The organism is Porifericola rhodea (genome assembly GCF_030506305.1).
GTDB classification, from domain to species: domain Bacteria; phylum Bacteroidota; class Bacteroidia; order Cytophagales; family Cyclobacteriaceae; genus Catalinimonas; species Catalinimonas rhodea.
In genome coordinates this window covers 4,028,492-4,041,135 of the sequence record NZ_CP119421.1, presented here as the reverse complement: position 1 = coordinate 4,041,135, position 12,644 = coordinate 4,028,492, and the positions used below count along the sequence as shown (strand labels likewise).

The following is a 12,644-nucleotide window of genomic DNA, read 5'->3' as shown; positions in this document are numbered from 1 at the left end:
TGAATGAAAAAGAATAAGATTATTGTTATTGGATCGGGTTTTTCTGGTATTTCTGCCGCCACAAGTTTAGCAGATAGAGGATATGAAGTAACGTTACTTGAAAAGCACAATTCGCCAGGCGGCAGAGCCCGATCTTTTTCTCAGGATGGATTCACGTTTGATATGGGCCCCAGCTGGTATTGGATGCCAGATGTATTTGACTCATATTTTGAAAGTTTTGGATATAAAACCACAGACCTTTATAACCTCAAACGTTTAGATCCATCCTACAAAGTTGTTTTTGGCAAGGATGATTATATGGATTTGCCAGCGTCGTTTAAAGCGCTGGCAAATTTATTTGATACACTGGAGAGTGGTAGCAGCATTCAGCTAGATAAATTTCTGGAGCAGGCAGCATATAAATATGAAGTCGGTATCAATAACCTGGTGTATAAGCCTAGCCGCTCAGTCAGTGAATTTTTAAGTCTTAAGCTTTTGTACGACATCACCAGAATGGATGTCTTTAAATCTTTTCACAAACACATCCGCTCCTTCTTTGAGAACGATCGTATCATTCGCATCATGGAGTTTCCCATCCTTTTGTTAGGAGCCCTACCCCAAAACACTCCTGCACTTTACAGTTTGATGAATTATGCTGATATTAAGCTAGGTACCTGGTATCCTATGGGTGGCATGCACAAAATTGTGGAAGGGATGATGAAAGTGGCTACCAATAAAGGAGTAAAACTGGTACTTAACGCCGATGTGAAAAGCTTTGACATACAAGAGAACCGTATCGCAGCAGTACACACCAGTACAGAAACTTATACAGCAGATGTTGTGGTAAGCGGCGCCGACTACCATCATGTAGAGACACAACTGCTGCCAAAACAATACCGCTCCTATTCAGACGAATATTGGGATAGCCGAAAAATGGCTCCTTCATCATTGCTATTTTACGTTGGTATTAACAAAAAGCTGGATATGCTGGAGCACCATAACCTTTTCTTTGACGAAGATTTTGGACCTCATGCAGCAGATATTTATGAAAACAAAAAATGGCCGGAAAAACCTTTATTCTATCTTTCTGTCACATCTCGTACTGATGAATCAGTAGCTCCTCCCGGACACGAAAATCTTTTCTTCCTTATTCCGGTAGCTCCTGACCTCAAAGACAATGAGGAAATCAGAGAAAAGTACTACAACATAGTTATGGAAAGGCTGGAAGAATATACAGGACAAAACATACGCGAAGCAGTAGTATACAAAAGATCTTACGCGCACAACGATTTTGTAAAAGATTATAACGCATACAAGGGTAATGCCTATGGTCTGGCTAATACACTTATGCAGACGGCAATACTTAAGCCCAGTTTAAAAAGTAAGAAAATAAACAACTTATTTTATACAGGTCAGCTAACAGTACCCGGTCCTGGTGTTCCCCCCTCCCTTATTTCGGGTAAGGTGGTAGCCGAGCAGGTAGCTAAAGAATATAGCCAGTAATAAGTAAACACACACTACTCATTTTTATGAACCTCTTTGATCTTACTACTTTCAAATGCAGCAAAGTAATTACTGAGCATTATAGCACCTCATTTACGCTTGGTATCAAAACTTTGCACAAGCGATTCCATTATCCTATTTATGCGATATATGGTTTCGTCAGGTATGCTGATGAAATTGTTGATACCTTTCATAACCACGACAAAAAGGCTTTACTGGATCGTTTTAAAGTTGAAACCTATCAGGCCATTAACGAAAAAATCAGCTTGAACCCTGTATTGCATGCCTTTCAGTCGGTGGTTAATAAATACCATATAGAAGAAGAATTGATTGAAGCTTTTCTTAAGAGTATGGAAATGGATCTCCACAAACAGACTTATAATCTTAATACCTATGAGGAGTACATTTATGGTTCAGCGGAAGTTGTAGGTCTTATGTGTCTCAGAGTTTTCTGTGAAGGTGACGAGCAACAATATCAAAACTTAAAAGAACCAGCACGCAGACTAGGGGCAGCATTTCAGAAAGTGAACTTTTTAAGGGACATTAAGTCAGATTATGAAGAAAGAGGAAGAGTTTACTTTCCGGGAATAGATTTCAGCAGTTTTTCTTCGCAGGCCAAATGCCAGATAGAAGATGATATTCAGGAAGATTTTGATGCTGCCTATCAGGGTATCATAAGATTACCATCGGGTGCTAAACTGGGCGTTTACATGGCCTATATTTATTACCTCAATCTATTTAAAAAAATAAAGAATTGTTCTGCCGATACTATCGCAGACCGCAGGATACGAATTCCTGATAATCAGAAGTTTGCCCTGCTAATAAGCACTTATTTCAGGGCAAGATTCAACTACTTTTAATCAAAAGTGAACACTAGTATCACCTCTAATTGTTAATATAACATGTTACATCTAAAAGTAGATATTGACCATAATTCAGGGTTTTGCTTCGGAGTGGTTTACGCGATAGAAATGGCAGAAGACATTCTCTCCGAAGATAGCCATCTTTATTGCCTGGGTGATATTGTACATAATGATGAAGAAGTACGCCGACTTGAGAAAAAAGGATTAAAAATCATAAATCACGAAGCTTTAAAAGAAATCTACAACGAAAAAGTATTAATACGTGCCCACGGTGAGCCTCCATCCACCTACCGCATAGCCCTTGAAAACAACCTTCAGCTCATTGATGCTTCCTGCCCGGTAGTATTAAAACTTCAGAATAGAATTAAAAACTCGTATGACAAAGACGAGAGCATTTATATCTACGGAAAACATGGACATGCTGAGGTAGAAGGACTTTTGGGCCAGACAAATCAGGAAGCTGTCGTATTTCAAAATATAGACGAGTTAGACATTTCTCAACTACCAAAAAACATTACACTTTACAGCCAGACAACCAAAAGCACTGATAAATTTTATGAGATAAGCAGCACACTCAAAGAGGCGGGCATAGAAGTTAACGCTAATGATACCATATGCCGGCAAGTCTCCAACAGAGATAAAGAGTTAAGGGCTTTTGCCAGCAACTACGATATAATATTATTTGTATCAGGCACCAAATCTTCTAACGGTAAGGTTTTATATGGAGTTTGTAAGGACAAAAACCCTAACACTTACTTTGTTTCCAGCGAAAGCGAGATTGATACTAGCTGGTTTTCGGAAGGAAATTCAGTAGGGATATGTGGAGCTACTTCTACTCCTATGTGGCTTATGGAAAATGTAAAATCTAAATTGCTTAGCTTGTAGTTTATGGTCTGGTATCGCGAAAAAGGTGTACATATCGCAATAGCCATCATACTATTATGGCTGACCAGCTTATTTTGTCTTTTATCTTTGTTTGAGGTCAGCTGGTCTAACCCATTAACTTATTTATTTATACTTGTACAGACCCATTTGTACACAGGTCTTTTTATCACTGCGCATGATGCTATGCACGGGGCAATCTCAAAATCTAAGCAAACCAATAATTTATTAGGAAAAATAGCAGCGGGCTTATTCGCCTACAATTCCTATAAAAAACTGTTTCCTAAGCACCATATGCACCATCGCTTTGTGGCAACAGATCAAGACCCTGATTATCATCATGGTAATTTTATTACCTGGTATTTTAAGTTTGCGCTTGAGTATGTTAGCATTTGGCAAATTCTGTTGATGGCGGGTACTTATGAGCTTATGTTGCTTGCTTTCCCTAAACCCAATGTAATACTCTTCTACATTCTTCCTTCAGTTCTTGCTACACTTCAGCTATTTTACTTTGGCACATACCTACCGCATCGTGGGGAGAAACAAAACAAACATCACTCTTCTACACAGGAAAAAAATCACCTTTGGGCATTTGTAAGCTGTTATTTCTTTGGCTACCACTATGAGCACCACAACTCTCCAGGCACTCCGTGGTGGCAGCTTTATAAAGAAAAAGAAAAAATGGTTAATAATTAACCCGCTCCCGCTCTTCTCTTTTACTTCTGTATTTTGGATTTGCCGCTACCATTAAGGCTGCTCCTGCCCCTAATAGAAAGCTAGCTAATATCGCGGCCCAGGTTTGACTAAGAAATGGCAAAACTTCATTTCTACCATTAGCGTCAAATAAATCAAAAATCAGATAACCCAAACACAAGGCTCCTATAACTAGTAATATTATTCCTGCTGTTTTCATATCTGTAAAAGTTTAAGCTACACCTTCAAAGCAGACGTTATGCGAAAATCTGAAGATATAGACGTTTAAAAAATCTTTACTATACTAACAGTACAGCAAGCGTAGGGTTTGATATTTTTAAGTTTACTACTCCTACTTTACTTTCTGGCCAATAATTGATCAAACGTAGCCTCTCGTTTATCATGATAAAGCTTTTCATGAAACAGATTGAGCTGACTAAGGTATTTAAGCAGTTCTTCTTTTTGTAGCTTATTCAGATCACCCATTAACAAAACTGACAATTGGCGCATATTCTGATCAGCTTCAGCAATAATTTCTTCCCCCTTTTTTGTAAGCTGTACCAATCGGGAGCGCCTATCATTTGGATCTACTGACTCTTGCAGATAGGCAGATTTGATCAGCCTTTTAATCATTTCAAAACAGGTTGTGGTTTCTAACAGGCTATAGCTAATCAGATCAGATTTTTTAGCATTTCTAAGAAACTGTACAGATTTTAGTAAGCCGTATTCTTCTACTGAACTTATAGGCAAATCGTGCAAAGCTTTCTTAGACCATAGGTGAGTATAACGAACAAGACGAGCCCAAAACAAAGTTAACTGATCATCTACCGTATATGTGCTGGAGATGTATTGCTGGCTGGGATATTGATGATCTTCTGATTCTTTTGGCGTATAGTTTACGTCATTTTTTAGAAGCCAGTGCGCAAACTCATAAATATCAGTCTTACCCTCTTTACTGTACTCTTTCCAGTAAACTAACAGCTCTAAAATTTTTTCTATTTCTTTGCCCATATCTACTAAACAAAAAGCACAGAAAAAAGTATAACAATATTGTAATAAAATTAATACATATCTGTAATAAATACTTGATGAACGGCTACTTCAAGACTTTTGTTTTTATTTCCTTTTTTACTTTTTGTGCTAATACGCTTAAAGCGCAAAATATGGGAGAGCTGAGTGGTTTTGTAAGAGATGCTAAAACCGAAGAGGGATTAATTGGTGTAAGCATCCGCCTGGAAGGCACAGAACTGGGAGGCATAACTGATATGAATGGTTTTTACCAAATTAAAAATATACCAGCCAAGACTTACAATGTTACTGCTTCTTATGTGGGTTATCGGTCCAAAACCAGATACAATGTAATTGTACGCTCGGGAGGAAACCCCGATATTAATTTCTCACTTACAGAAGCCGTGGATGAACTTAGCGAGATCGTAGTTGAGGCCAGCCCTTTTGAGAAGACTCAGGAAACCCCAAACTCTATACAGCGGCTGTCACAGGAAGAAATAGCCACTTACCCTGGTGGAAATAATGATATAGCCAAGGTGGTTCAGTCTTTACCGGGGGTCTCTGGCTCTGTTGGTTTCAGAAATGATGTTATTATACGCGGAGGAGCACCCAACGAAAATGTGTATTATCTGGATGGAGTGGAGATCCCGAATATTAACCATTTTGCTACACAGGGTAGCGCAGGAGGGCCCGTTGGTTTACTCAATGTATCCTTTATTGAAGGGGTTACCCTAAGCACAAGCTCTTTTCCAGCGCAGTATGACAATGTTCTATCTGGTGTCTTACAATTTGACCAGAGAAACGGAAATGCCCGTGAAAGAAGAACAAATATTAGAGTTGGAGCCAGCGAAGCAGCTCTTACTTTTGAAGGCCCACTAGTAAAACCAGAAGGCGAAGAACTAGCGAAGACTACATTTATTACTTCTATCCGTCGTTCTTATCTACAGTTCTTGTTCAAAGTAATTGATTTGCCGTTTTTACCAGATTACTGGGATTATCAATACAAAATTAATCACAAAATTGACAGCAGAAACGAACTTAACCTTATAGGAGTTGGCTCTATAGATGATTTTCAAATTAACCCACCAGACGATTACAGCCTGGAACAACAGGCTACTTTAGACCAGGTGCCAGTGATTAAACAGTGGAGTAGCACTATTGGCCTGAGCTGGAAACACCGTTTTAAAAACGGAAATGGTTTTATGAGAACAACATTGAGTGGAAACATCCTTAATAATAATTTTACCCGCTATCAGGACAATGTAGAGCAGGAAGGTATTTTGTTTCGTAACGAATCAGAAGAAGATGAAAACAAGCTCAGATTTGAGATGACAAATTTTCTGGGAGACTGGACTCTTTCTAGTGGTTTTCTGGCACAGTACTCTCGCTACACAAATACTACTGAAGATGCCGTAAATGAACTAAGCTACGAAACTAATACAGAATTTTATCGCTATGGCTTATTCGGGCAAATTTCTAAACCCTTTTTTGGAGAGAGATTGACCCCATCTTTTGGGGTTCGTGCCGATGGCAACACATTTCTGGAAGATGGCATGAACATGCTTAGCACTATATCTCCACGACTATCTATCTCTTACCTGCTTGCTCCCCGCTGGACGCTCAATGCATCTGCTGGCCGATATTTTAAAATTCCTCCTTACACCATCTTAGGATATAAAGATAATTCTGGAGATTATCTTAACAAAGACAGCGAATATATACAGAGTGACCATCTAGTAGCTGGCCTTGAGTTTTTGCCACGCAAATCTACCCGACTAACCCTGGAGGGTTTTTACAAGCGCTACGATCATTATCCGGTATCCATTAGAGAGCAGGTATCTCTGGCTAACCTTGGGGGTGACTTTGAAGTACTGGGTAACGAAGATATTGCCAGCGTAGGTCTAGGACGTAGCTATGGAGCGGAGTTTTTGCTACAACAAAAATTGAATAAAAACTTTTACGGTATTTTAGCCTATACACTATACTGGAGTGAATTTACTGGCCTGGACGAAAACAACTATTTACCTTCGGTTTGGGATAATCGTCACCTACTCACTTTCACCGGTGGGTATAAGCTTCCTAAAAATTGGGAGCTTGGCTTAAGAGTCCGCTACCTGGGCCCCACGCCATATCCTTTGGTAGATTTAGACGAGTCATTAAATACATACCCCACTTTCGTTTATGACTACCCGCAACTAGGTTCGGTACGCCTGGGAGCTTACAACCAAGCCGATATTAGAGTAGATAAAAAATGGAATTTCTCAGACTGGACTTTCAATGTGTTTCTGGAAGTTACCAACGTACTGGGCAGTAATCTACCAACACCCCCTACTTATACGCTGGAAAGAACAGATGACGGACAGTTGGTAGAGCCGGAACGTCTGGTAGAAGTGCCCGATACTGATAATAGTGCAGCACTGCCTACCATTGGAATAATCATTGATTTTTAACTACCAGTTGTGGTAATACTCCAGCGCTTTTAAAGAGTCATAATGAGGATTGGGAGTGGGTAATTGAGCGCCTACTTCCACTTTCCACTTTTTTAGTTGCTGATACAAATCTTTGCTTATTTCTGACTGCTGATGAACTAGATTTTGACTTTCACCTATATCCTCTACAAGATGATACAGCTCATGTTCGTCTTTTTCGTAAAACTCTATTAGTTTATAATTACCCATTCTGATAGCACTATGTGGAGCTGAGCCCCCTTGATGATGATGCGGATAGTGCCAGTACAAAGCTTCTCTTTTCAGGCTATTGTCTTCAGCTTCTAGCAAGGGAAGTAAGCTATAACCATCTTCATAGACTACCTGGCTCCCCTCCTCCAATAAACCTCTGATTGTCGCAAATATATCCATAGAAATCACGGGCTCTTCCGACTCAAAACCTAATGATGCTTCATGCGCCGGTTTGATAATCATAGGCACCCTGGTTCCACCTTCGTATGGAGAACCTTTGCCTGACCTGAGTGGAGCATTACTGGTAATATTTCTTAAGATAAGCCCGCCATTATCACTGGTAAAAATTATCATGGTATTACTCATTATCTCCAGACTATCCAAAAGCTCCATGATGCGTCCCATACTTTCATCAGTACTGTGCACCATTGCAGCATATTTAGCATTTTGGTGAGTCATGCCCTCTTGAATTTTAGACTCATAATACTGTCTCTGTTCTTCTTTGGCCTGTATGGGGGTGTGGACAGAATAATGATCAAAATTGAGAAAGAAAGGTTTACTAGCCTGTTTTTTTATAAAGTGCAGGGCTTCCTCTGTAAGTCGGTCAGTCAGATACTCTCCTTCTTCTCCCCCTTCTAAATATGGAATCGGATCACGGTTTTGTCGCTCGTAAGGATAAAAGTATGATGGCGGTGAGCCTTTACTATAACCAGCTATATTTACATCAAAGCCCTGGTGTTGGGGGTAATATATAGTGTCTTCTCCTAAATGCCATTTTCCAATATGTCCGGTACTATAGCCCTTACCTTTAAGGTATTCGGCTAGTGTTTCCTCCTCCAAAGGCAAAAATTTCTGCCAGTCCGGTACCTGAACTTTGCCATACTTATTAATGCTACCACTTATCCAATCGGTAATATTAAGCCTGGCAGGGTATTTACCCGTCATTATAGCTGCTCTGCTCGGTGAACAGACTGTAGAAGCAGAGTAAGCATGGGTAAACCTGACTCCCATCCGAGCCAGTTTATCTATATTTGGCGTTTCGTGTAAATCGCTACCGTAACAATTTAAGTCAGCCCAACCAAGGTCATCTACAAGAAAAATAATAATATTAGGAAGTGGAGAACTTTGGGCAGTAGCCATCTTCGGTGCATAAAACAGCGAAAAGACTGCCAGAGCAATAAGAAAAATGATGCGCATGAAGTTGTTGTATAGTACAAAGTACTGATCAAGTTATTAATTAGAATCATTACAAAAAAGAAAATTTATGCCCTCTTAAATGTAATCGGTTGCATTTTTGTATATTTCTTTTTAATCTAGGGTTTTATTCTTCTATTAAATAGTATAATCAGCACACATATACTCAATGAAGAAATACTGAGAATAAATAGAGCAACTTATGTAATAAATTAATCACCGTTATCTCTGCAATCGATTAAATCTTAAATTATATACACTCAATAATCACACGGACGATTTGCTAAGGCTAAGCAGCTGTTATTCTGCAGTAATAAGCATACGAGGCAATAAGCAGTCCTTAAACTTTAGTAAATATTTTAACTGTTAATGACAACCTAAGTATGGACAAGAAAACAAACCGTAGAGATTTTTTAGCAACAACCGGCACTGCCATGGCAGGCACTCTCATGGCTCCGTCCCTTTCTGCTTTTGCAAGAGCACCTAAAGCTAAAAAGAAGATTGCTTTGGTAGGAACCGGTGTTCGCGGTATCAGTATGTGGGGAAAAAGCGTGGCCGAGGCCTATAAAGATAATGTAGAGTTTGTGGGTCTATGCGACACCAACCCTGGACGTCTTGCTTACGGAAAAAAATATATAGGTGTAGACTGTAAGACCTACATCAATTTTGAGCAAATGATGCAGGAGCAAAAGCCAGATACACTCATCGTAACTACGGTTGATGCTACCCACCACGACTTTATTATTAAAGGTATGGAAATGGGTGCGGATATTATCACCGAAAAACCTATGACTACCGATGAGCGTAAAGTACAGGCTATTTTGGACGCTGAAAGAAGTACCGGTAAAAGCGTGATAGTAACTTTTAACTACCGCTACTCTCCCCACCGCCAGAGAATATACGAACTGTTGAGAGAGGGAGCTATTGGAGATATTACCTCTGTAGATTTTCACTGGTACCTCAATACCGACCACGGTGCTTCTTACTTCAGACGCTGGCATGGTGAACGTGAGCACAGTGGAACCCTCTTCGTTCATAAATCTACCCACCATTTTGACCTGCTTAACTGGTGGCTGGAGTCCGAGCCAGAAGAAGTATTTGCCTATGGTAAGCTGGAGCACTATGGCATGAACAATGAGTTCCGTTCCGACAAGTGTAGAGGCTGTGAGCACAAGAATAAGTGTAACTTCTATTGGGACATCACCAAAAACGAACACTACATGAATCTTTATGTAGCCAACGAAGAATACGATGGTTACATCAGAGATGCCTGCTTGTGGAGAAAAGATGTGAACATCTACGATAAAATGGCAGCCTCTATCCGTTATGCCAACGATGTGCAGGTAAGCTACTCACTCACTACGTACTCTCCTTACGAGGGCTACCGTATTGCCTTTAATGGTACCGGCGGACGCCTGGAAGCCTGGATTCAGGAAAGTCAGCCTTGGGAAATGCAAGATTATGACGAACTTAGGCTCACCAAAAATTTTGGCAAAACCGAGCTGATCAAAATTCCTCATGCTGGTGGCGGACACGGAGGTGGAGACACTCGCCTAAAGGATAAGATTTTCAAAAATCCTGAAATGGCCGACCCATACCGCCAGTCTGCGGGCACTAGGGATGGCGCTATGTCGGTATTGCTGGGGGTAGCTGCTCGTAACAGTGTAGAGAGTGGAGAACCCGTAAAAATTGGTACCTTAACGGATCTAAAACCAAGAGCTAACCGATTATGATCAAATTACGAAGCTGGCTCTTAGCCAGCTTTTTTTTGTTACACCTGAGCGTAGCCTATGCTGCCCGTATTGATACCGTGGCAGTGTATAGTGATGCTATGCAAAAAGAAATTCCGGCAATAGTTGTTACACCGGACACTTACCAAAACTCGGAGCAATCGTTTCCGGTCATTTACCTACTCCATGGCTATAGCGATAGCTACTCGGGCTGGGTAACCAAAGCCACGAGCATACCTGCCCTGGCCAATCAGCATCAAGTAATTGTAGTGCTGCCTGATGGAGGCTACAATAGCTGGTACCTGGATAGTCCTAAAGATCCGAACAGCCAGTACGAAACTCACATTGCCGAAGAAGTGGTTAAGTATGTAGATACAAACTATCGTACTATAGCCAAAGCTAATTCACGAGCCATAACAGGCCTGAGTATGGGAGGACACGGCGGGCTTTTTCTAGGAATACGGCATCAGGATACTTTTGGCGCAGCAGGAAGTATGAGTGGTGGTGTAGACCTTACCTATAATATACAGGGCTGGGAACTTCCCGAAAAACTTGGCTCTTATGCCAGTAACCCTACCCTTTGGGATTCTCTTTCAGTCGTTAATATGGTAGAAAAGATTGATCCCGAACAGTTAAAAATTATTGTAGACTGTGGCACAGATGATTTCTTCTTTGAGATTAACCGCAAACTTCACCGAAAATTACTGGAGGCAGATATTCCTCACGACTATATAGAGCGCCCGGGTAGCCACAACTGGACGTACTGGGATAATGCCGTACAGTACCAGTTTCTATTTTTTAGCAATTTCTTTAAAAGTAAGCGGCAAGACTCTTAACCTTCAGATATTATCCCTCAGGATTTAAACCTGTTTGACAAAAATGAGTTACTTGACCAAAAGGAACGCTAAAAATGTCTGAAAGCAAGATACTTACAATCATTGGCATGGGCGATGGCATAAGCATGGCAATCGCCCGCCGCTTTGGTCAGGAAGATTTTACCATAGCTATGGTATCTCGTAGCAATGATAAGCTGGACCGAATACAAAAGAAGCTACATCGTGATGGTATAGAAGCTTATTATTATCTGGCTGATGCCTCTCAGAAAGAAGAACTCACCAAAAGTATTAACTACATTCATGAGTCGCTCGGTCCTACCGATGTACTCATTTATAACGCAGCAGCAGTAAGCCAAATTAACCTGCTGAATGCCAGCGATCATCAGTTGATAGATGACTTTAAAGTAAATACAATAGGCGCTCTTAATGCCAGCCAGGCGGTAGTTCCGCTTATGAAACAAAAAGGAGGCGGCAAAATCTTTTTTACCGGAGGGGGCTTAGCTACGGAGCCAAATCCTCAATATGGCTCTCTTGGCTTAGGCAAAGCAGCACTTCGCAACCTTGCGCAAAGCCTGCACCAATTACTACAACCCAACAACATTCATGTAGCTACTGTCACGGTCAATGGCTTTGTACAACTTAGCGACGACAGATATAACCCTGATGCTATTGCTGAGCAATACTGGACCCTTTATCAGCAGAATAAGGGAAATCAGGAGGTAGAAATTAGCTACTAAACTTATCTTTTATCTGATTTTAAAAAACTACAGCTCTTTAATATCGTTTGAATATCACCCTAATCCTTGTAAATTAGGCTAGAGAAATAACTTTACACATTAACTTTTTTACCTATGAAATTCGGAAATGGATCTTTTTCATTTGGCAAAAAGAAGAAAAAAAGATTTCCTTCTTTAGAAGCCCTTAAAACTATAAGCTTTGTTACTGGCTCCGCCCTGGCTATGAACAAAATGCTAAAAGAGAAACTTCTTGAGCAACAGCACCTGCTTACCAAAACTCCTCCAAAAAAATCTGATGACTCCGGTGCTATGATAGCTGGTTTTATCGGAGGTCTCGTGGCTGGCTCTATTACCGCTATCTTACTGGCACCAGAGTCTGGTGAGAGGTTAAGAGATCGTATCAGCAGTTTTTTTTTGACTGAGAATGGTCATATAGATTTGGAAAGTGAAATGGAAGAGGCCCGACGCAATGCCGAAGAAAAGCTAGGTATTAATGGCAGTACTCACTCATAACTTTAGCGTTTAACACAAAGAGTTCGGT

General features: G+C 40.5%; 12 protein-coding genes. 9 read left to right on the top strand and 3 right to left on the bottom strand.

What is annotated here, in order from left to right; genetic code table 11:
* Positions 1–3: 3 nt before the first annotated feature.
* The 4 genes from crtID to PZB74_RS16595 are packed head-to-tail and all read left to right on the top strand — an operon-like array spanning position 4 to position 3,923.
* Positions 4–1,482: a bifunctional phytoene desaturase/3,4-desaturase gene (crtID, locus tag PZB74_RS16610; RefSeq protein WP_302238135.1), complete on the top strand. Its 1,479-nt coding sequence runs from the start codon at positions 4–6 to the stop codon at positions 1,480–1,482.
* A gap of 26 nt (positions 1,483–1,508) precedes the next feature.
* Complete coding sequence (locus PZB74_RS16605; RefSeq protein WP_302238132.1) at positions 1,509–2,342, top strand: phytoene/squalene synthase family protein; 834 nt, start codon at positions 1,509–1,511, stop codon at positions 2,340–2,342.
* Between the two features lie 42 nt (positions 2,343–2,384).
* Entirely contained in the window at positions 2,385–3,230 is an 846-nt protein-coding gene (locus PZB74_RS16600; protein ID WP_302238130.1) for a 4-hydroxy-3-methylbut-2-enyl diphosphate reductase, read from the top strand.
* Between the two features lie 3 nt (positions 3,231–3,233).
* Entirely contained in the window at positions 3,234–3,923 is a 690-nt protein-coding gene (locus PZB74_RS16595) for a fatty acid desaturase (RefSeq protein WP_302238125.1), read from the top strand.
* Here PZB74_RS16595 and PZB74_RS16590 read toward each other — a convergent pair.
* A complete protein-coding gene (locus tag PZB74_RS16590; protein WP_302238123.1) occupies positions 3,913–4,140 on the bottom strand; it encodes a hypothetical protein in 228 nt (75 codons plus the stop codon). The genes PZB74_RS16595 and PZB74_RS16590 overlap by 11 nt on opposite strands.
* 137 nt (positions 4,141–4,277) lie before the next feature.
* Positions 4,278–4,931, bottom strand: coding sequence for a MarR family winged helix-turn-helix transcriptional regulator (locus tag PZB74_RS16585; protein WP_302238120.1), 654 nt, complete (start codon positions 4,929–4,931; stop codon positions 4,278–4,280).
* Between the two features lie 152 nt (positions 4,932–5,083).
* Here PZB74_RS16585 and PZB74_RS16580 point away from each other — a divergent pair, with 152 nt between their 5' ends.
* Positions 5,084–7,378, top strand: a complete 2,295-nt coding sequence (locus PZB74_RS16580) for a TonB-dependent receptor (protein WP_302238118.1) — start codon at positions 5,084–5,086, stop codon at positions 7,376–7,378.
* Here the strand turns inward: PZB74_RS16580 and PZB74_RS16575 are convergent, their stop codons facing one another.
* A complete protein-coding gene (locus PZB74_RS16575; RefSeq protein WP_302238115.1) occupies positions 7,379–8,803 on the bottom strand; it encodes a sulfatase in 1,425 nt (474 codons plus the stop codon).
* Positions 8,804–9,183: 380 nt separating this feature from the next.
* Here PZB74_RS16575 and PZB74_RS16570 point away from each other — a divergent pair, with 380 nt between their 5' ends.
* From PZB74_RS16570 to PZB74_RS16555, 4 genes are all read left to right on the top strand, one after another.
* The gene (locus tag PZB74_RS16570) at positions 9,184–10,533 is read left to right on the top strand and encodes a Gfo/Idh/MocA family protein (protein ID WP_436837110.1); all 1,350 of its coding nucleotides are present in this window, start codon (positions 9,184–9,186) and stop codon (positions 10,531–10,533) included.
* Positions 10,530–11,366: an alpha/beta hydrolase gene (locus tag PZB74_RS16565; RefSeq protein WP_302238112.1), complete on the top strand. Its 837-nt coding sequence runs from the start codon at positions 10,530–10,532 to the stop codon at positions 11,364–11,366. Before PZB74_RS16570 ends, PZB74_RS16565 begins: the two co-directional genes overlap by 4 nt.
* 74 nt (positions 11,367–11,440) lie before the next feature.
* On the top strand, positions 11,441–12,103 hold the full coding sequence (locus PZB74_RS16560; RefSeq protein WP_302238109.1) for an SDR family NAD(P)-dependent oxidoreductase: 663 nt from the start codon (positions 11,441–11,443) through the stop codon (positions 12,101–12,103).
* A gap of 114 nt (positions 12,104–12,217) precedes the next feature.
* Entirely contained in the window at positions 12,218–12,616 is a 399-nt protein-coding gene (locus PZB74_RS16555; protein WP_302238108.1) for a YtxH domain-containing protein, read from the top strand.
* The last annotated feature ends 28 nt before the right edge of the window (positions 12,617–12,644 follow it).